This is a genomic window from Marinobacter segnicrescens (assembly GCF_900111555.1).
GTDB lineage: Bacteria > Pseudomonadota > Gammaproteobacteria > Pseudomonadales > Oleiphilaceae > Marinobacter > Marinobacter segnicrescens.
Genome location: NZ_FOHZ01000006.1, coordinates 24,436 through 45,279, shown reverse-complemented (window position 1 = coordinate 45,279; position 20,844 = coordinate 24,436). Strand labels below are relative to the sequence as shown.

Genomic DNA, 20,844 nt, shown 5'->3' with positions numbered 1-20,844 from the left:
CCGGTCCCCACCCGAAAACGAGAAAGGCGACCGGCCCGAAAGACCGGCTACCAGCGGGTTGCAGCCGCTCCAGTTACTGACTACTGACGAACTTCCGCCCACTGGCGGTCCAGCCGTTTCACCGAGACCGGCATGGCTGTTCCCAGCTGTTGTGCAAACCAGGATACGCGGAACTCCTCCAGCATCCAGCGGTAGAGGGTAAGCTGTGGGTCCATAGCGCCCTGACGACGCTGCTGCTCGTGCTTTTGCTGGTAGCGGCTCCAGAGGGGAGCAATCGTGTGCAGAAATTCCCTCTCCCGCCCCATTTCCCTGGGCATCTTCTCCAGCCGGATGTCCGCAGCCTCGAAATAACGGGGAAAGCAGGCCAGCCACTGCGGGGGCGTTGCCACCAGGAACCCGGGGTACACCAGGTGCTCCATCTGGAACTTGAGATCCGCCATGCTATTGGCCAGGGCAAGGTTGATCTTGCCTTTCAGTTGTTTCATCACCCGGTGATAGCCCTGCATCACCTGGTGGAGCTGTTCGTCAGCCTGCTCAAGCGCTGGCAGAAAATCTCCCCGTCCATTGTTATAAACCAGGTCAAAGTCTGTACCGCTGCGCGGAAGTGCTCCAGATGCCTGTTCCGGCTCGCCCAGGAAGTGATTGGCCGCACTGGCCAGCAGAAAGTCATCAAGCAGCGCCCGGGCCTGGCCCATCGGCGCAAACATGAGCGCGGACTGGCGAAACCGGGGCAGCCGGCTATCTATGCGATCCAGGGAATTGCCGAGCCGGTTCAGCAACAGCCGCGCGACTGCTTTACGGTGGCTTTCATAAGCCGTCAGCGGATCCAGGAAACGGGTTTCCCGCACCTCACCGCCCAGGTCTTCGAGCGCCGGATAGACCGTAACCTGCATACCACCCCTGTCGGTATGAACCGATTCCTGCAAGGTGCCGAACTGCCAGTCAGACGCCTGGACCCGTTCCGCCTTGCCCTCGGCCTCATCCACCCGACTGAGGGCTTCTTCCGCCTGCTTTTCCAGTTTCTTCTGGAGTACTTCAGGGTCCCGCCCCCGTGCCAGTACCTTGCCGCCCTCACCCAGCACCTTCAGGTTCATGCGCAGGTGCCTGGGCAGTTCATCGGTTGGCCAGTCTTCCGGCGCGATCCGGACGCCGGTCATGCGGCGCAGCTGGTCAGCGAGCACCTCGGTCAACGGCTGGTTTGATGGCGCCATGTTCTGCAACGCCGCGTCGACAAAATCGGGTACCGGCACAAAGTTACGGCGAACGGCCTTTGGCAGCCCCTTGACGAGGGCAATGCACTTTTCCCTCACCAGGCCAGGAACCAACCAGTCCAGCCGATGCCCCGGCAACTGCTTGAGCGCCATGACCGGCACCTGGATGGTGACACCGTCATCCTCAGCCGTGGGTTCGAATTCGTAGCTCAGGGGGTATTTCGCTCCCTCCCATTCCAGCTCGTCCGGGTATTGCTCCAGTTCGCTGTAGTCCAGGTCCCGTTGCAGGATATCCTTCTCGGTGAGTTCCATGGACTTCAGGTCTGCCGCGGACAGGGATTTCCACCAGCTTTCGAAATGACGGCCACTGACGATCTCCGCCGGGAGGCGCTCGTTATAGAAAGCGACAAGCTGCTCGTCATCCACCAGCAGATCCCGGCGCCGGGTCTTGTTCTCCAGACTCTCGACGGTATCCAGCAGTTCCCGGTTACGGGCAATGAAAGGTGCCTTGGTACGGTAGTCGCCTTCCACCAGGGCACGACGAATAAACAGTTCGCGACAGGTAACCGGGTCAATCTTTGCATAGGGCACCCGTCGCTGGCTGACCACGTCCAGGCCGTAGAGGCTGACCCGCTCGAAGGCCATAACCTGGGCCCGTTTTTGTTCCCAGTGCGGTTCCGAGTAATGGCGTTTGACCACGTGTTCACCCAGTGGCTCCACCCAGTCCGGGTCGATTTTGGCAACCATCCGTGCAAACACCCGGCTGGTTTCAACAATCTCCGCGGCCACGATCCACTTGGGCGCAGACTTCGCCACTTTTGAGCCAGGGAAGATAAACACTTTGCGGTTACGGGTAGCCAGGTACTCCCTTTTCTCCAGCTTGGTCGCCACCTGCCCCAACAGACCGGCCAGTACAGCCTTGTGTATGGCATCATAACCGGCCGTATCCCGATTCATGGTGAACCTCTGCTCCCGGCACAACAGGGTGAGCTGACGATGGATATCCCGCCACTCCCGCATTCGCATGTAGGAGAGGAACTGTTTCTTGCAGTGCTTGCTGAGCTGGTTACCGGACAGTTCCTGACGCTGCTCCTCGAAGTCATTCCAGAGATTGAGCAGGGTAATGAAGTCGGACTCTTTGTCATTCCACTGACTGTGTGCCTGGTCCGCTGCCTGTTGCTTGTCCTGCGGTCGCTCCCTGGGGTCCTGGACACTGAGCCCGGCAATAATGACCAGTAGCTCGGCCAGGCTGCCCAGTTCGCTGGCGGCCACCAGCATCCGGGCCAGCCGTGGATCAAGTGGCAAACGGGCCATGGTGCGCCCGAGGCTGGTAATGCGGCGTTTGCCGGAAACAGCGCCAAGCTCTTCCAGCAATTTATAGCCATCATTGATCTGACGGTTGTCCGGCGCCTCCAGGAAGGGGAAGTGGCGAATATCCCCCAACCCGAGGGTCACCATCTGCAGGATGACCGACGCCAGGTTGGTGCGCAGGATCTCCGGATCGGTAAACTCGTCGCGGCTGACGAAGTCCTGTTCATCAAACAGCCGGAAGCAGATCCCCGGTGCTACCCGCCCGCAGCGCCCTGCCCGCTGGTTCGCACTGGCCTGGGAGATAGCCTCAACCGGCAAGCGCTGGATTTTGGAACGTACCGAGTAACGGCTGATCCGGGCCACACCGGTGTCAATGACATAACGGATACCCGGTACCGTCAACGACGTCTCTGCCACGTTGGTAGCCAGCACAATGCGCCGGCCCCGGTGGGACTGAAATACCCGGTTTTGTTCCTTCGTGCTCAGCCGCGAATAGAGCGGCAGTACCTCGGTATGACGCAGGTCTGCATGGCGTAACTGCTTACTGAGGGCGCGGATTTCCCCTTCCCCGGGCAGGAACACAAGGATATCCCCTGGTGGCTTTTTCTCGGCCCGCTCATGGTCTTCGATTTCATTCAGCGCCGACACCACTGCATCGCCCCAGCCCTGGTCCCGCTCATCGGCGTCTCCAGCCATGGGTCGGTAGCGCATCTCTACCGGGTAGGTGCGGCCGGAAACCTCGATCACCGGCGCCTGGTGGAAATACTCGCTGAACCGCTCCACCTCGATGGTGGCCGAGGTGATGATGACCTTCAGGTCGGGCCGCCTGGGCAGCAATTGCTTGAGGTAGCCCAGCAGGAAGTCGATGTTGAGGCTGCGTTCGTGGGCCTCATCGATAATGATCGTATCGTAGGCATCCAGGAAGCGATCGTGCTGGATTTCAGCCAACAGGATCCCGTCGGTCATCACCTTCAGCCGGGTATCCTCGTTACTGGTATCCGTAAAGCGAACCTGGTATCCAACCTGGCGGCCTTGCTCCGGGCCCAGCTCTTCTGCGATACGGCCAGCCACGGTGCGGGCTGCGATTCGCCGTGGCTGGGTGTGCCCCACCAGGCCCCGGGTTCCACGTCCTGCATTCAGGCAGATCTTGGGTAGTTGAGTGGTTTTGCCCGAACCGGTTTCGCCGGCCACGATGATGACCTGGTTTTCCTCCAGGGCCCGGGTGATGTCGTCAACCCGTTCGGACACCGGCAGCCCTTCCGGATAGCGGGCGGGCTGATGGGACCGACGGCGGGACTCCACCCTGGCCAGCCCCTGCTCCAGCCAGCGGTTTACCCGGGCCAACTGTTGCTGATCAGGGTTGTTCCGGGTTTTCGCCAGCAGTCGCAGAATACGGGCGGTTTCACGCTGGTTGCATTCACCCAGTTGCTGCCTGACGTGGTCAACAGTCAACAGCGGACGCTCGACTGAAGGCTTTTCACCAGGAAGGGTTGAAGACGATTTGCCGGAGGGGGTGTTACTCATGGATAGCCCGGTTGGTAAATGAGGGCGATATTGTAACGGAACCCGGACCACAAACGAAAAACCCCGCCGGGGCGGGGTTTTTCATCAGTCAAACCGCAGGTTACGAGTTTTTGGCGATCTCTTCGTCACGCAGTTCGCGACGAAGGATCTTGCCAACGTTGGTCTTTGGCAGTTCCTCACGGATTTCGAACGATTTCGGAACCTTGTACGCGGTCAGTCGCTCACGGCAGAATTCCCGCAGTTCGTCTTCCTCCAAGCTCGGGTCTGACGGCACCAGGAATACCTTGACGGCCTCGCCACTCTTCTCGTCAGGAATACCCACAGCAGCGCATTCCAGCACCTTCGGGTGGCTGCTTACTACGTCTTCCACCTCATTCGGGTACACGTTAAACCCGGAGACAATGATCATGTCCTTCTTGCGATCGACAATGCGGATATAGCCGTCTTCCTGGATGACCGCCACATCGCCGGTGCGCAGGAAGCCATCTGCGGTGAACGACTTTTCGGTTTCTTCCGGGCGCTGCCAGTAGCCACGCATGACCTGGGGGCCCTTGACGCACAGCTCGCCAGGCTCACCCAGCGGCAGGTCGTTGCCATCTTCATCCACGGTCTTGCACACGGTATTACAGATGGGCAGGCCAATGGTGCCGAGCTGGATAGCGCTGGGCGGGTTGAAGGTTACTACCGGTGAGGTTTCGGTCATGCCATAACCCTCGGCGATCTCCACACCGGTCACTTCCTGCCAGCGCTTGGCGGTGGCGCTGGTAAGGGCCATGCCGCCGGAAGAGGTCATCTTCATCTGGCTGAAGTCCAGGTTCCGGAAATCCTCGTTGGCCATAAGGCCGTTGAACAGCGTGTTCAACCCGACAAACGACGTGAACTTGTAGTTCTTCATTTCCTTCACGAACGCCGGAATGTCACGCGGGTTCGGGATGAGCACATTATGGGCGCCTGCTTCGAGCATGATGCCGCAGTTCAGGGTAAACGAATAAATGTGGTACAGCGGCAGGGGCGCAATCATCACCTCCTTGCCTTCTTCGATTTTGTCTTCCAGCAACGGGCGTGTCTGCAGCAAGTTGGCGACCAGGTTGCCGTGGGTCAGCATGGCACCCTTGGCTACGCCTGTGGTTCCGCCAGTGTATTGCAGCACCGCCAGGTCGTCCTGGGTGGGCCGGGCTTCGTCCAGTTTTTCCTTCGCACCGGCGGCAAGTACTGCAGGCAACTTGTGGGCCTGGGGCAGGTTGTAGGCAGGCACCATCTTCTTGAGGTGTTTGACCGCGGCGTTCATCAGGGTGCGCTTGAGTGGCGAGTGCATGTCCGCCAGTTCGGTCACGATGACGTGCTCGATACCGGTATGGGGCAGCACTTTCTCGGCGTTCGACGCCATATTAGCCAGCACCACCAGCGCCTTGGCGCCGGAGTCATTGAACTGGTGCTCCATCTCCCGTGTGGTGTACAGCGGGTTGGTATTGACCACCACCAGCCCGGCGCGCATGGCACCGTAGACAACCACTGGGTACTGGGTGAGATTCGGCATCTGCACGGCGATGCGGTCACCCGGCTTCAGGTTGGTCTTGTTCTGCAGCCAGGCAGCGAAGTTGCGGGCCTGGGCGTCGAGCTCACCATAGGTCATGGTGACGCCTACCGCACTGAACGCCGGCTTATCAGCGTACTTTTTTACCGACTGGTTGAAGACATCAACCATGCTCTGGTATTTGTTCAGATCAATCTCGCGCGGAACACCGGGTGGATACTTGTCCTGATAGAACTGTTCGAAGTCCATCGCACCATCTCCTGTAGTTACTTATGATTATAGTGTCGCAGCCTCGCCACCCCCGGATTCCCTGCCGTGACCAGCCAAGAACTGCTTTAGCTTGTCGGGATACCGTCAAGGAGTCTGCGAGGTTTTTTTTCTGCGCAGACGCCCGACCAGTTATTCCACCGGAACCGGTTCCAGCGAAAAAACAAGCAGACAAAAGTATCAGCCTTAAAAGAAAGGCGAGAATACCAGTTTTGTCCTTATTCAGGTAGATCCTGCCCGGTTCGACCACGTTTGCTGACGATCTCTGTGATCGCTTTCGCGTTAATCCGTCAGTTATTTTTACAGATCTGCGAGGCTCCGCGGTTTATAACGCGTTTCAGGAGGGGTACCAAATTGATTAGAAGGGTAATTTCAGGAGGTGGCAGCGATCCTGCTAGATAGGTGGATGACGCAGGCGCTTACTGGAGGTGTTTGCGTTAAATGCCGAGCTTGGCCGATACACACTCAACCGTGTATCGGCTTTTTTTGGCCCTTTACCTGGCGAAGGGGAAAAGCGGCATTAATGTCCGTTTTGGTGCCGGTACGGCTATCTCCGACACCGGGAAGCCGGATCAGGCGCCCAGTTTCGCTTCGCAGTTTTCACCGATCAGCCTGGTGGCGGCTTCAACGTCCATGGACTTATCGGCGTAGATCTGACCTACGGATTCCTTCAGTACATTGGCAGATGCCTCGCTGCTCGCATTCTCATCGATGGCCGAATAGACCTCCTCGATTGCGGTGTCGTTGTCACGTGCGCCCACAAGGTCCGGGGCAGCGGCTTTCTGGGCTTCACACACAGGGTTTGCCTGGGCAACAGTGGCAAGGCCCATACCGGCAAAAACGACGCTGGCAAGCAACAGTTTCTTGTTCATAAACAGGTTCCTTCCTGGCAGGTTCTTGAAGTGGGGAGCCCCGGAATACCGCGCGAGGTTCCGTCTCGCAAACCAGGGCATAACCTTGGAGTTTGACGGGCAAGCCTTCACAGCAAGCCGTCGGTCACTCCGGGAAGTGATTGAAACATAGTGAGACATTAACTGAAAATGTCTTATTCTTTAGCAGATACAGAACAGCCCGGGAACCGGCCCGGGCTGCATCTGGGGTGACCGGTCTGACTCCGGTCTGTGAGCGGGATCAAGCCGCTTTCATTACTTGCTGAGGTGGCGCATGGCCGACTCCAGCCCTTCAATGGTCAGTGGATACATGTGATCCCCTACCAACTGCCGGGTGATACCCAGTGAGCCTCCCCTGCCCCAGTAACTCTCCGGCAGCGGGTTGAGCCAGACCACCTTGCGGAAGTGGTCGGTAACCCGCTGGAACCAGGTGGCACCGGCTTCCTCGTTCCAGTGCTCAATGGAGCCGCCGGGATGGGTGATTTCGTAGGGCGCCATAGTAGCGTCCCCGATGAAGATCACCTTGTAGTCCGGGCTGTACTTGTGAAGGATGTCCCAGACCGGCGTGGTCTCGTGCAGGCGACGCACATTCTTCGTCCACACCGCCTCGTAGATGAAGTTATGGAAGTAGAAATACTCCATGTGCTTGAACTCCATCCGCGCGGCGGAGAAAAGCTCTTCACAAACCCGGACATGAGGGTCCATGGAGCCACCCACATCAAAGAACAGCAACACCTTCACCGCATTGTGGCGTTCCGGCACCATTTTCAGGTCCAGGTAACCGGCATTGCGGGCGGTGGAACGGATGGTATCGTCCAGGTCGAGCTGGTCCGCCGCACCCTGACGGGCGAACTTGCGCAGCCGGCGCAGAGCCACCTTGATGTTACGTATACCCAGGGTGATGGAGTCATCCAGGTCACGGAACTCCCGCTTTTCCCAGACCTTCACCGCACGGCCGTGGCGACCTTCGTTCTGGCCGATACGGAACCCTTCAGGGTTGTAGCCGTTGGCACCAAAAGGTGAAGTGCCACCGGTACCGATCCATTTATTGCCACCCTGGTGCCGCTCCTTCTGCTCTTCCATGCGCTTCTTGAAGGTGTCGATCAGCTCTTCCAGGCCACCAAGGGATTCGATCTTTGCCTTTTCCTCGTCGGTCAGCTGCTTCTCGAACTCGGCCCGCAGCCAGTCATCGGGAATCAGCGCCTCCATCAGCTCGTCAAGGTTTTCAATGCCCTTGAAATAAGCTTCGAAGGCCCGGTCAAACTTGTCAAAATGGCGCTCGTCCTTCACCAGACACAGCCGTGCCAGGTAATAGAACTCCTCCATATCGCCAAAGGCGAGCCGCTTTTGCATCGCCTCCAGCAGGTCGAGAAACTCACGCAGGCTGGCCGGAACCTTGGCTGCGCGAACTTCCATGAAAAAATCTATCAGCATGGCGTCCTCCCAAAAGAGGCCGTTAGGTCATTTATCCACCGGGCAGCAGCCTGCCCGGGGAACCTCACTTCTTGCGACGAGCCATGAATGCCAGCTTCTGCAGCAGATGCACGTCCTGCTCGTTCTTGACCAGGGCGCCGTAGAGCGGCGGCAATGCACTGCTGGAATCGCTTTCCTGAAGCATCTTGCGGGACAGGTCATCCGCCATCAGCAGCTTGAGCCAGTCGATCAGTTCCGAAGTGGACGGCTTTTTCTTGAGGCCCGGGACCTTACGCACATCAAAAAACACCTCCAGGGCATCTCGCACCACTTCCTGCTGGATACCGGGGAAATGCACGTCGACGATGGTCTTCATGGTGTCGTGGTCCGGGAAGGCGATGTAGTGGAAAAAGCAGCGGCGCAGGAAAGCATCGGGCAGCTCTTTCTCGTTGTTACTGGTGATCACGACGATGGGACGCTTCTTCGCTTTGACGAACTCCTGGGTCTCGTAGACAAAGAACTCCATGCGATCCAGTTCCAACAGCAGGTCGTTGGGAAACTCGATATCCGCCTTGTCGATCTCGTCAATCAGCAGAACGACCTGCTCGTCGGCCTCGAACGCCTCCCAGAGCTTGCCCTTGACGATGTAATTGCGGATGTCCTTAACCTTTTCATCGCCGAGCTGCGAGTCCCGCAGACGGGAAACCGCATCATACTCATACAGGCCCTGCTGGGCCTTGGTGGTGGACTTGATGTGCCAGGGAATCAGTCGCAGCCCGAGGCCTGCAGCCATCTCTTCCGCCAGCAGCGTCTTACCGGTACCCGGCTCACCCTTGATCAACAATGGACGCTCAAGGGCTACGGCGGCGTTGACCGCCATCTGCAAGTCTTCGGTGGCTACGTATTTATCGGTACCGGTAAATTTCATGGTAATAAATCCTGTGTTCTGAATTGACCGTTAAAAGTTGAGGCTGGCGATGGCCCGGAGCGTCATCTCCGGAAACGCGCATTGCCTGCCATTGGTTAATGGAGGACGAGTATAGGTTTTTTACCCGTCGCTGATAAGGAGCGCGGGCGGCGGTCAGTGGTGAAGACGATTAATCGTCCTTCTTGCCCTCTTCTTGGGAGGGCTTCTGCCGCCTGGTGATTTCGTCCTCCTCGGCGTCCAGGTCCGGAAGGTCATCGATATCAGAAAGATCGAAGTCTTCCAGGCCAAATTCATCGCCGTCTTCATCCTCGAGCAGTGAATCGTCAAACTCATCGAGCCCCGGATCATCCGCCCGGCTGGCTTCTTTTGCGGAGTCCATATCAGGCTCTGCAAATTCCTGCAGGTCCGGTTCGTCCTGGGCTCCCTCCTGACCATCTTCCGGCAGAGTTTCCGGCTCCGGCCCGGACACCTCCCGATCTTCCGCTGGCTCAATCTCTTCTGCCACCGGCGGCTCTTCCATGGCAGCGGCCTGGTCATCAGCTGCATCGCTGATTTCTGCGTCACCCACAGGCTCGCTCTGAAGCGCCTCTTCCGGCACCGGATCCGTATCGTCATCAAGCATCGGGGGAGCCTCGTTCATTGGCTCGTCCTCGTCTTCCATGGCCGCTCTGGTATCTACGTCAGCGGAGGTTTCCGGTTCAGGCGCTGAGGCGTCTGCCCCGGCGGCCGGTTGAGGATCGGCGTCGGCAAGCGCTGCGGAAGCGGCCTGACGCCTGCGGCGCAGCAAGAAAACCGCGATGACCGCCAACGCGACGAACAGGCTTGCGCCTCCGGCGATCCATGGCCACAAGCCGGTCAGCGAAAACCCTTCCCGGGCGGCATCGGAATTAACCACTGGTTTCGGCTCGGCGGTTTCGCCTTCCGTCACCGGTGTGCTTTCCTCCACCTGACTGAGGTCAATCGGGCCGTCAACGGCGGGTTCCGGGACAGTGGCTCCGGCAGGCTCTGACTGCACGGCTTCCTGCTGTACGGTTTCCTCGGCCACATCACGCCCCGTCTCCTGCGCGGCGCCTTCCGGGGCCGTTAGTGTCAACGCCTGACGATACTTGCGGGAGAAAGTACCACCATCAGCTTCGAGCTCCATCTGGTATTGGCCTGGCTCCTGCAACTGGGCAATGGTATCCCGGTAAACACCGTCCACGGGTGGCTCACCCTCACTCAGCTTTCGAGTACCCTGACGCCCGTCCTCCGTGGTCATGGTGAGCCGAACCTCAATCACCCGGAGGAAATCACCATCAGTAATTCGCTCCCCGTCCTCAGTAAAAAATGCCCTCACCTCGAGAGTATCCCCAGGCTCGAAACGCGCCGGCAGCGGCTCCACTTCCAGCTTCAGGTCACTGACCACGGTTACGCGGCTGCCCTCACCCAACGTGCCTTCGAGTTGCCATTCACCGGCCACTGGCTGGTCGATGGTGATCAGGTCGTACCCGACCTCCCGTACCCAGCGGACACCGTCGACAGACTCGTCAGATGCAATGGCGCTGCCGTCCGGAGTTACCAGGGTCAGCTGCCGTTCTGCAGGGGCCGTACTGCTGAAAATCAGCGCAGTAAATTCCTCCACCCCCTGATCCACGCTAAAGCGGTTATTATTCAGCGGAACCTCATTGGCAGCGACCGCCTGGCCCAATGTGTCAGCGAAAATGCGGCTTAACTCATCGGCGGTCCCGGCGACGCGGGCAACTCCGCCAGTGTGATCGGCAATCGCACCGAGCAGGTCAAGGTCTGCTTCTGCGGACAGGGCAATGGTATGGATGGTCAGCCCTTCCGAGGCCAGCTGTGGCACCAGTTGCTCGAGGATGCGTTCCCGTTCAGTGTTGTTGCGGGCGGCGCTGGGGGCAATATCGACCTTGCCGTCACTGAGGAGGATCAGGTGGGTATTGCGAAGGGACCGCCCGGGAGCGAACCAGTTGTCGCTGGCGGTTTCGATGGCTCCGCCGATATTGGTTCGTTGGGCGACTGAATTGATCTTCTCTGAACCTTCGTTCAGCGAGTTCCTCAGGGGATCATCGAGGGAACCATGCGGGACCAGCATGTTGACTTCACGACCGAAGGTCCACAAGCCAACACCAGTACCATCTGGCAGCAGCCCTGCCAGCAGCCTGACTGCCGGGCGCCGGAGGTTATCCGGATCGTTGAGTTTCATGCTTCCGGAGATATCCACCACCACCCGGATATCCCGCACGGAGTCATCCTGGCCCTGCTGGGCGTAGGCAGGTGAAAGCATCAACGCGACCACCACAGTCAGCGTGAAAAGCAGCTTTCGCAACAGCATGTACGGGTCCTCTTGTTATCTTTCGGGGTTCCCGGTTTTGGGGCGGCATCCCTGCCAGGTTGGCTGCCGCGTCAGTGCGCCAGCGGGACATGAGTGCCGGTTGTCAGCACCGGGTGAAGCGGTACCTCACCAGGTCCAGTATCCAGACCAGTGCCATGATCAGACACGCTACGCCAATATTGAAAAACGCCCGGGCGGCCTCGGCGGGCTCCCCCAGAAAGGTTTCGTAACCACCAAACAGCCAGGCCGGTACCCACCAACCATCCACGACCGAGGATTGTACCGGGGTAGCAATCAGCGCAATCAACGCCGCCCTGAGCAAGCTGCGCAGGCCATACAGCGGTAACAAGCGGAATACCCGGGACATGGCCCAGTAGAACAGGACGAAGCCTACCACGTAGATACCCCAGAACAGGGCGTAGGCGGTCTGGGAGTCGGCGTCCATGGTGGCGATGGCCAGTGAGTCAGTCATAGGTCGCAATGATTCCTTCACAATACCCAGTAAATTATGTGTTCCTGCCACTCTTCTTCCGGCACCTGGTTCGCCGGGATCGTCCGGTGGGCAACGGACACACCGGCGTCATGGACCGTGTCCGGTGAGCCGGAACGTAACGGGTGCCAGTCCGGCAAGGGGCGCCCCTCGGCCAGGGTACGATAGGCACAGGTCAGGGGCAGCCAGTGGAACTCTCCGATGTTTTCCGGCGTAAGCACGGTACACTCCGGCACGATCTGCTGACGTCGCTCATAGTCCAGGCAGCGGCAGCTGGCTGTATCCATTTGCCGGCAGGCAAGGTCGGTGTAGTAGACCTCACCGGTGTCCGCATCCTGCAGCTTGGTCAGGCAGCATTTGCCACAACCGTCACAGAGGGATTCCCACTCTGTGGCAGTCATTTCGGTAAGGCGCTTGCGCTGCCAGAACGGAATATCCGCCATCAGGCACCGAAGTCCCTGAGCTTTTCCTTGAAGGCAACGATATAGCTGTCGGCCTGTTCAGGGAGCTGCAGATAGTAATCTTTCTCGTCGATGGCCTCCAGCACTTCCTTGCCGGTGGTCCGGGCCAGTTTGCGCTGGGGTGTCAGCACCAGGTCCATGGCGTGCACCGGCTTGCCAAAAAGCTCCCGCAAGGATTCAGGCAAGGCCTGCCAGTCATGGCCACGGCGAACGTACAGGTACGTCTCGCCTCTTTTGCTGCTGCGAAATACGGAAATAAAGGCCTTTTCAGTCATTCCTGGTTTCCAGTAGTACCTTGATATCGTCGAGTACCGGGGCAAGTACCTGTCGCCGCCAGCCGGTCGCAAAGTCATCCATTGCTCCAGGGGTGCCGACACGCAATATTGCTTCCAGTCGTTTCCTGGGTGCCAGTAACTCTATCGGGACATCCGCCTGTTCCGCGGCCCTGGCCATGTGCTTTTTCACTTTGCGGTACTGATCCTGCTGCGGCCGGGTCAGGGGCCGGTCGATCAGGGGATCTGGCACATTCCCGGCTGCCCGGGACGCCTGAATGAGCGTCAGTAGCTGGTCGCCATAACGACGAACGACCACCGGCGGTACATCCTCCACCGCCGCCAGAGCGCCGGCACTCTCGGGAAGCCGGTCCGCAAGGTTGATCAGGGCTGCGTCCGACAGTACCCGGTTGCGGGGGCGGTCGCGGCGACGGCATTCCTCTTCGCGCCAGGCCACCAGGGCCTTGAGAATCCCTTGGCTGGCCGGGGCCAGGTGCCAGCCACCACGAAGCTTGAGGTACCAGTTAGCCGGGTCGGAAAGCGCCAGCAGGTCCTCGGCAAAACGGTTTGATTCTTCCGCCATGGCACCGGACAGGCCGCGAGCGTCCAGGCGGCCGGCAACCCATTCATAAAGCGGCAGCAGGAAACGCACATCATCCAGTGCATATCGCAACTGGTCGGCACTGAGGGGTCGGGCCAGCCAGTCGGACCGGGTGGCAGACTTGTCGAGGGTTTCCCCGAAGAGCGTTTCCACTAACCGGGCATAGCCTAACGAAAAGCCGGCACCGGCCAGGGCTGCGCCCAGTTGCAAGTCAAGCAGGCCTCGCGGCTCCAGCGACAACCAGTGCCGGAAGAGCTCCAGGTCTTCGCCCATCGCATACAGCAACTTGGGCCTGCCCGGATCAGCCAGCAGTTCACGGAACCGGGTAGACTGTTCGACGACGGCGGGCTCTGCCAACCGAAGGGAGTCACCGGCGCCAAGCTGCACCAGCCCGGGGATGGGATAAAAGGTTGAAACCCGCTCGAATTCGGTATCCAGTGCCAGCGGATGCTGCTGATGGACTTCCAGCCAGGCATCCAGGTCGGCAACCGTCTCCAGCCACTGGGGGGTCTGTACCGGCGGCACCGGGGGTAAAGCCTGGTTCATGAAATCTCCTGGTAGGCCATGGAATCAGTCGGTCAGGGGCTTGCGACCCCGGAAGGCGTGGGTCAGGGTAAATCCGTCGACGTAACCAAGCTCACCCCCGACGGGGATGCCGTGGGCAAGCCGCGTGGTCAGCACGCCGGTGCCATCAAGGCGGTCAGCGATGTAGTGGGCCGTTGCCTCCCCTTCCACCGTAGGGTTGGTAGCAAGGATCAGTTCACTGACGGACTCATCCCGGACACGGCGAAGCAGCAACTCGATTCCAATGTCTTCGGGGCCAATACCGTCAATGGGTGAAAGGTGCCCCATGAGCACGAAATAGCCGCCCCTGTAGTCGCCCGCCTGTTCAATCGCTAACAGGTCTGATGGGCTCTCAACGACACAGAGGGTGCCGGTGTGCCTTTCAGGCTTCTCGCAGATCGGACAGATCGGTGTATCCGAGAAGTTCTGACAACTATCGCAGCGCCGGACACCGGTCATGGCAGCGGATAACGCCCCGGCCAGCCTTTCACCACCACCGCGCCCCTTCTCCAGCAGGTGAAACGCCATTCGCTGGGCCGTTTTCTGGCCAACACCAGGCAAACACCTCAGGGATTCAACCAGTTCATCCACCAGCGGGCTAAAAGCCATCCGTACTCCTGCAATTACGACTGTCTGCGGTCATCAGCAACCATGTCCCTTTCCGGAAATGGCCACGATCCGGTTTATCGGCCGTCAGAACGGCATCTTGAAGTTGGAGGGCAGCCCCATACCGGACATCATTCCGGACATGCGCTCCTTCTGCTCTGACTCCACCCGACGTACCGCATCGTTGATGGCGGCAGCAAGCAGGTCTTCCAGCACTTCCTTGTCTTCCGACATCAGTGAGTCATCAATGGAGACCTTGCGAACATCATGGCGTCCGTTCATCACCACCTTGATCAGGCCAGCACCGGACTCCCCGGTCACCTCTGCCTTGGCCGCCTCTTCCTGCGCCTTCTGCATTTCTTCCTGCATCTGCTGGGCCTTTTTCATCAGATCGCCCATACCATTCATCATCTTGAGTACCTCTCGATTCTGTTTCGACGTTATCCGGCGGAATTTTCAAGCGGCCGGATACTATCTTTGACGACCCGACCTTCAAACCGTTCCACGATGGCCTTGACCAGCGGATCTTGCTCAATAAACTGCTCAGCCTGTTGCTGACGGCGAGCTTTTTCACGCGCTTCCCAGGCGATAGGAGTCTGGTCTCCGGCGTTGCCGGGCGTGACTTCAAGGGTCGCCTCCCCGCCAAATGCCTGCCGCAGCCCCTCCAGGATCCTTTGCTGGTGGCGATCGGTCAGCAACCGGAAGTGCCCCTCATCAAGCGTCAGCCGGAAGTGGTTTCCTTCACGCTCACAGGAGGCCTGGCTCGCCAGGTTTCCTGGCATGCCGACAATCCCCAACTCGCGAAAATCCCGCGGCCAGACGAAACCCTCAGCATCCAGCAACTCGCGGGGTTCAGCCGGTACTGGCATCGCCGCAGTCCGTTCTGCAGCGGTCCCGCCTTGTGCCTGCGGCACGCTCGCAGCCTGCGCCGAAGATTCGACAGGCTCCGATATCAAGGGTGCAGGCGGTTCCGGTGCCGGTGATACTGATCCACTGATCGCTTCCGCATCCGCCGGTTCAGGCCCCGTATCCCAGGGCACGTCATCATCATCGGCACCTCCCGCCAACTGGTCCGCCATCGCCATCAGGCTGTCATCTTCCGGGCCGCGGACTGCTGATGGCCCGGGAGACTGCTCCGGGGCCGGCACTGACGAAGCTTCTACCGGAACGGGTGGCGAAACGTCGGGGATAGTCGACTGGCGAGCGCTATCTGTCGGTGACGGCTGAGCGCCAGTGTCCAGAATGGGTCCTGCAGCGACCGTTTCAAGGCCTGCGGGGGCGGGCTCCTCACCAGTCTCCCGGTCGCCACCGCTGCGACTGCCACCCGGGCTGCTCTCACGACCTTCCGTTCGGTCAGGTGTGCCGACGCTCACAGCAGGCGGTTCACGGCGCTCGGCACCAGGGCGGAATGCCAGCATGCGCAGGAGGGTCATCTCGAACCCCATTCGGGCATCAGGGGTGATTTCCAGGTCTTTCCGACCCACCAGGGCCGCCTGGTAAAACAATTGTGCGTCTTCTGCGCTCAGCTGACGCGCCAGCTCCTGGACCCGGTGGGCATCGCCCATGGCATTATCTGCGCTGCCCGGCACCACCTGTTCCATGGTGACCCGGTGGAACAACGAAAGCAGGTCCGCCAGAATCGCGCTGAAGTCCGGGGCAAAGTCAGAAATGCGGTCAATTTCCGCAAGCAGCTCCGGGCCGTTGTCAGTTACCAGCGCCTCAACCAGTTTTTCAATGTCTCGCTGATCGATGGTACCGAGCATGCTGCTGACATCGCTGGCTGCCAGTTTCTGGTTGCCGAAAGCAATGGCCTGGTCGGTCAGGCTCAGGGCATCCCGCATACTGCCGTCCGCGGCCCTGGCAAGCTGCCACAGGGCCGGCTCCTCGAACGGAATCGATTCTTCACCCAGGATGTAACGCAGATGGCCCACAATATGCTCCGGGGTCATGCGCTTGAGGTTGAACTGCAGACAGCGGGACAGCACCGTAACAGGAAGCTTCTGGGGATCTGTTGTAGCCAACAGGAACTTGACGTGCTCTGGCGGCTCTTCCAGCGTTTTGAGGAAAGCGTTGAAGGACTGGTTGGTGAGCATGTGCACCTCGTCAATCAGGTACACCTTGAAACGTCCACGGGTAGGCGCGTACTGGACGTTGTCTGTAAGCTCACGCATGTCGTCCACCCCCGTGCGGGAGGCGGCGTCGATCTCGATCAGGTCAACAAACCGGCCATCGAGGATTTCCCGGCAACTGGAACATTCCCCACAGGGGGTTGCCGTGACCCCGGTTTCACAGTTCAGGCAGCGGGCCAACAGACGCCCGATGGTGGTCTTGCCCACCCCCCGGGTGCCGGTAAACAGGTAGGCATGGTGAAGACGGTTATGCTCCAGGGCATGCACCAGTGCCTGCAGCACATGCTCCTGCCCTACCATGTCCTGGAATGTTCTGGGACGCCACTTACGGGCAAGTACCTGATAACTCATAGGGCCGTCACTGCACAAAGAAGAAATTAGGAGAAAAGCTTATCACGGACCGGCACCCCGAAGAAGCAGACACGCGGCACGTTCCAGATCAGGAAGTAATGGAACATCGGGGGGGCATGAGGGAGAAAACTGGGGGTGGCCCCACCAGCGACACCCCGGCACACGAGTCCACCGCTGCGGCTGCTCCCTTCCGGGCCTGACCGGGTTCACGGTTTATCGTTGCGGGGGCACCGGCAGGACCACCATAACGGTAGTCCGGATTGCCCGAACGCGGCGCATAGTAGCAACAGCCGGGGGTGGTATCAATCCCTGTTCGGGCTACCGGAGAAAAAAAGGGGCAGTGGTCACACCCCGGTCAGCGGAACCGGCACCACGTCCTGGCGGAACCAACAGGCGATGCTATGGCGGGTGCGGGCCGCCGGCAAAACCTCATGGGGCACCTCTTCACTCATGAACAGAGCCACCCTGCCCTCATCCGGTTGAACCCGGCCACAGATTTCCTCCGGACTTTCCCGGTTGAAGACCTGCAGTTCGCCGCCATCTTCCGGACGCCAGCCTTCATTGAGATAAAGCACCAGGCTAACCACCCGAGAGGCACGGCCACGGAAACTGTCTACGTGGCGGCGATAGAAGTCTCCCGGCTGATAGCTCGCGTAGTGCGCTTCAAAACGTTGCAACCCAAGGAACAAGCGGCGGTTCAGCCCCACCCGGACCTGCTCCAGGAAACCGAACAATTGCTGCTGGGCCGGCGTCTGGCCGTTTAGCCAGGCAATCCTGTCCCGGCGGACCGAACGGTCCCGGGTGAAGTCGCTGCCCCGACCAACACCCGCACGCTCCATGGCAGCGGTTTTCTCGAGGATTTCGACCTCCTGGCGCAACTCCGCCAGCAACGCCCGCCCCAAATAGTCACGGACATCCAGGTTCAGCCAGCCCCGTTCGCTCAGGTCAGCAGCGATAGTATCCAGCCAGGTTTCCTCGACAACCGCGCCGTCCGGCGCGTCATTGTGTGAAGTGGGCAGATCGGCGAAGGCAATGGTCATCAATGGTTTTCCCGGCGGGTAAAAAACGGCATTCTAGACCTTTCCGGGGGCGCAGGAAGCCCCCTGTTCGCGGTTTCTGATAGGCAGTTACCGTTACCTGGTTGCAAAATGCAGGGATCTTCATGAACCACCTCGCCAACGCCCGCCATGCCCGACTCACCCGCGTCGGTGAACTGGATGTTCTGGAAATCAGCCACCCACGGTTCCACGCTTCCCTGGCTTTGCAGGGGGCCCACCTCTACAGGTTCGCGCCGGCCGGCGACCAGAACTGGCTCTGGCTCAGTCCATCTGCCCGCTTTGAGCTGGGTCGGTCCATTCGCGGGGGCATTCCGATCTGCTGGCCGTGGTTCGGCGACCCGGCACGCAACCCAGGGCCAGTGCGCTCCCAGCTCCGTGGCAGCGACATTCCCGCCCACGGGTTTGCGCGCACCGCACCCTGGAGCCTCGCAGGTTTCCAGGAAACAGCGGAAGACCTGACCCTCGCCCTCGTGCTCGAGCCATCAGTCAATCATCGGGAACATTGGGCAGCCACGGCAAGGGCGCAGATCACCTTCCGCTTCAGCCCCTCGGCCCTGACACTGGAACTGACCACCGAGAACAATGGTAGCGGCGCCCTGGCAATTACCCAGGCGCTTCATACCTACCTGCCTGCTTCGGGTATCGAACAAACCACCATTTCAGGCCTCGAGGGCGTCACCTACCTGGACACCCTGGATCGCTGGCAGCCACGCAACCAGGACGGTCCTGTGTGGTTCAGGGGAGAGACAGACCGCATTTACCAGGCGGCGCCTGACATGACCATCGAGACCGGAGAACGAATTTATCGGTTAACGGCCCGGGGTAGTGCCTCCACGGTAGTCTGGAACCCGGGGCCTGATAAGGCCCGGCGCCTGTCCGATTTCCCGGACAATGCCTGGACCAGCATGCTGTGCGTTGAAACCGCCAATGCAGCTGACGATTACCGCGAACTGTCTGCAGGGCAGAAACATACCCTTGCAATGACCCTGAGCCGTGAGCGTCGTGCGAGCTGACCACCTTTCATCGCCCGGCGCCCGAACGACGATACCTTTACAGGATCGCCTATACTCCGTTTAGACAGGAGAAAGGATTACCCATGAGTCTGGCAGAGTTCCTCAAACGACGTCTGGTTTCCCCGGAACTGGACCAGCAGATCGACAGCATCGGCAAGCCCATCGGCTCACTTGGGTACGATCCCTGGGGCTACAACAACGAAACCCTCAAAATCGGCTATGCCATCACCCGGCAGATCTACGAAAAATATTTCAGGGTCGAGGTGGACGGCATCGACAAGATACCGGCGGAAGGCCCGGTACTCATCATTGCCAACCACAGCGGCCAGCTGCCCATTGACGGTTTACTGATCGGCTTTGCCCTGGCTTCCCGGAAGGACAAGCCGCGGATTCCACGGGCCATGATAGAGCGTTTCTTCCCGACAGTGCCGTATCTGGGTAACCTGCTGAACCAGTTTGGGGCTGTGCTCGGGGACCCGGTGAACTGCGCGAGGATGCTGGCCAATAACGAGGCGGTCATTGTCTTTCCCGAGGGCATCAGGGGCTCCGGCAAGCTCTACCGGGACCGCTACCAGCTCAAGCGTTTCGGTAACGGGTTCATGCACCTCGCAATGGAGCACAAGGCCACGGTGGTTCCTGTTGGCGTGGTGGGCTGCGAGGAAACCATTCCGGCCCTGGCCAATATCAAACCCCTTGCCCGGTTGCTTGGCCTGCCCTACCTTCCCGTCGCGGCCCCGGTGATCCTGCCGGCCAAGGTGCATCTCTGCGTGGGTGACCCGATGTTCTTCGACAATGACGATATTCCCGAAGAGCAGGTGACCGCCCGGGTGGATTCAGTGAAGGCTGCGGTCGGGGAAATGATCAAGAAGGGACTCAACCAGCGCAAGAGGCTGTTCTGATGACGGCACCCAAACGACCGCAGATACTGGTAACCGGCGCCGCCGGCACGCTCGCACAGAAGGTCATCGCCCAGCTGCGGGAAACCTGTGACCTGGTGGCGGTGGACTTCCGCGAACAGGTGTGGCTCGGAGATGATATTCCCAGCTATTGCATCGACTTCAACAAACGTGTGTTCGAGGACCTGTTCCGCCGCTTCCACTTTGATGGTGTCATTCACCTGGGCCGCATAATGTCCAGCCAGGAAAACAGGCTGCGCCGCTACAACGCCAATGTACTGGGTACCCAGAAGCTGCTCGACCTGAGCCATAAATACAATGTCAGACGGGTCATTATCCTGTCCACCTTCCATGTTTACGGCGCAGTGCCCTTCAATCCGGCACTGATTGACGAGGAAGCGCCACTGAAGGCAGCCGGGCTGACCATGGACCTGGTGGACTCCGTAGAGCTGGAGAACCTCGCAAACATCTATCTGTGGCGCTACCCCCACCTGAACATCACCGTACTTCGCCCTTGCAACATCGTCGGACCCGGTGTGCGTAATACGATCAGCACCTTGCTATCCGGTGAGCGGGCGCCGGTGCTGGCAGGCTTCTCGCCGATGATGCAGTTCATCCATATCGACGACATGGCGGATGCCCTGGTGGCCACCTGGCGCCACAAGCAAAAAGGCATCTATAACGTGGCGCCAGACGACTGGGTGGCCTACCAGCGGGCGCTGGAACTTTGCGGCTGCCGACAGGTGCCGATTCCGTCGATACCGCCGTTACTGCCCCGCACGCTGCTCAGGGTACTCAGCCTGAAGCGCTTCCCACCGTATCTGATGGACTTTTACAAGTACCCTGTCATCATCGACGGAAGAGCCTTTAAAAGGGACTTTGGTTTTTACCCCCAACGGTCCCTGGATGATATATTTCACTATTATCGTGAGAATAAGCACCCGGTTTAGCCTCGTGAGGGTCGGACGGGGAACGGATCACAGGATGTGCAGT

Annotated in this window: 17 protein-coding genes and 1 other RNA gene; 3 read left to right on the top strand and 15 right to left on the bottom strand. The window is 59.6% G+C overall.

The window, feature by feature from the left end:
• Nucleotides 1-80: 80 nt before the first annotated feature.
• From hrpA to BM036_RS07935, 15 genes are all read right to left on the bottom strand, one after another.
• Complete coding sequence (gene hrpA / locus BM036_RS08005) at nucleotides 81-4,046, bottom strand: ATP-dependent RNA helicase HrpA (RefSeq protein ID WP_091850287.1); 3,966 nt, start codon at nucleotides 4,044-4,046, stop codon at nucleotides 81-83.
• 100 nt (nucleotides 4,047-4,146) lie between these two features.
• Nucleotides 4,147-5,829, bottom strand: coding sequence for an AMP-binding protein (locus BM036_RS08000; protein ID WP_091850285.1), 1,683 nt, complete (start codon nucleotides 5,827-5,829; stop codon nucleotides 4,147-4,149).
• A 590-nt stretch (nucleotides 5,830-6,419) separates the two neighbouring features.
• Nucleotides 6,420-6,719, bottom strand: a complete 300-nt coding sequence (locus BM036_RS07995; RefSeq protein WP_091850283.1) for a hypothetical protein — start codon at nucleotides 6,717-6,719, stop codon at nucleotides 6,420-6,422.
• Between the two features lie 273 nt (nucleotides 6,720-6,992).
• The gene (locus tag BM036_RS07990; protein ID WP_091850281.1) at nucleotides 6,993-8,171 is read right to left on the bottom strand and encodes a vWA domain-containing protein; all 1,179 of its coding nucleotides are present in this window, start codon (nucleotides 8,169-8,171) and stop codon (nucleotides 6,993-6,995) included.
• A 64-nt stretch (nucleotides 8,172-8,235) separates the two neighbouring features.
• Nucleotides 8,236-9,078: an AAA family ATPase gene (locus tag BM036_RS07985; RefSeq protein WP_091850279.1), complete on the bottom strand. Its 843-nt coding sequence runs from the start codon at nucleotides 9,076-9,078 to the stop codon at nucleotides 8,236-8,238.
• Between the two features lie 169 nt (nucleotides 9,079-9,247).
• On the bottom strand, nucleotides 9,248-11,410 hold the full coding sequence (locus BM036_RS07980) for a vWA domain-containing protein (RefSeq protein WP_091850277.1): 2,163 nt from the start codon (nucleotides 11,408-11,410) through the stop codon (nucleotides 9,248-9,250).
• A 103-nt stretch (nucleotides 11,411-11,513) separates the two neighbouring features.
• Nucleotides 11,514-11,882: a hypothetical protein gene (locus tag BM036_RS07975; RefSeq protein WP_245742532.1), complete on the bottom strand. Its 369-nt coding sequence runs from the start codon at nucleotides 11,880-11,882 to the stop codon at nucleotides 11,514-11,516.
• Between the two features lie 17 nt (nucleotides 11,883-11,899).
• Entirely contained in the window at nucleotides 11,900-12,346 is a 447-nt protein-coding gene (locus BM036_RS07970; protein ID WP_091850275.1) for a YcgN family cysteine cluster protein, read from the bottom strand.
• Nucleotides 12,343-12,636, bottom strand: a complete 294-nt coding sequence (locus BM036_RS07965; RefSeq protein WP_091850273.1) for a YcgL domain-containing protein — start codon at nucleotides 12,634-12,636, stop codon at nucleotides 12,343-12,345. The genes BM036_RS07970 and BM036_RS07965 overlap by 4 nt, the downstream gene beginning before the upstream one ends.
• A complete protein-coding gene (locus tag BM036_RS07960) occupies nucleotides 12,629-13,780 on the bottom strand; it encodes a ribonuclease D (protein ID WP_091850271.1) in 1,152 nt (383 codons plus the stop codon). Before BM036_RS07960 ends, BM036_RS07965 begins: the two co-directional genes overlap by 8 nt.
• Before the next feature lie 24 nt (nucleotides 13,781-13,804).
• On the bottom strand, nucleotides 13,805-14,407 hold the full coding sequence (recR, locus tag BM036_RS07955) for a recombination mediator RecR (protein WP_091850269.1): 603 nt from the start codon (nucleotides 14,405-14,407) through the stop codon (nucleotides 13,805-13,807).
• An 84-nt stretch (nucleotides 14,408-14,491) separates the two neighbouring features.
• The gene (locus BM036_RS07950; protein ID WP_091850267.1) at nucleotides 14,492-14,815 is read right to left on the bottom strand and encodes a YbaB/EbfC family nucleoid-associated protein; all 324 of its coding nucleotides are present in this window, start codon (nucleotides 14,813-14,815) and stop codon (nucleotides 14,492-14,494) included.
• A 29-nt stretch (nucleotides 14,816-14,844) separates the two neighbouring features.
• Nucleotides 14,845-16,884 carry a DNA polymerase III subunit gamma/tau gene (gene dnaX, locus BM036_RS07945; protein WP_091850265.1) on the bottom strand — a complete coding sequence of 680 codons (2,040 nt, stop codon included), beginning with the start codon at nucleotides 16,882-16,884 and terminating at the stop codon, nucleotides 14,845-14,847.
• 139 nt (nucleotides 16,885-17,023) lie between these two features.
• Nucleotides 17,024-17,120, bottom strand: an RNA gene (gene ffs, locus BM036_RS07940) — signal recognition particle sRNA small type.
• Between the two features lie 108 nt (nucleotides 17,121-17,228).
• Complete coding sequence (locus BM036_RS07935) at nucleotides 17,229-17,924, bottom strand: 2OG-Fe(II) oxygenase (protein WP_091850263.1); 696 nt, start codon at nucleotides 17,922-17,924, stop codon at nucleotides 17,229-17,231.
• Between the two features lie 122 nt (nucleotides 17,925-18,046).
• Here BM036_RS07935 and BM036_RS07930 point away from each other — a divergent pair, with 122 nt between their 5' ends.
• From BM036_RS07930 to BM036_RS07920, 3 genes are all read left to right on the top strand, one after another.
• A complete protein-coding gene (locus BM036_RS07930) occupies nucleotides 18,047-18,955 on the top strand; it encodes a D-hexose-6-phosphate mutarotase (RefSeq protein WP_091850261.1) in 909 nt (302 codons plus the stop codon).
• A gap of 83 nt (nucleotides 18,956-19,038) precedes the next feature.
• A complete protein-coding gene (locus BM036_RS07925; RefSeq protein WP_091850259.1) occupies nucleotides 19,039-19,854 on the top strand; it encodes a lysophospholipid acyltransferase family protein in 816 nt (271 codons plus the stop codon).
• The gene (locus BM036_RS07920; protein ID WP_091850257.1) at nucleotides 19,854-20,801 is read left to right on the top strand and encodes an SDR family oxidoreductase; all 948 of its coding nucleotides are present in this window, start codon (nucleotides 19,854-19,856) and stop codon (nucleotides 20,799-20,801) included. The genes BM036_RS07925 and BM036_RS07920 overlap by 1 nt, the downstream gene beginning before the upstream one ends.
• Nucleotides 20,802-20,844 lie beyond the last annotated feature (43 nt).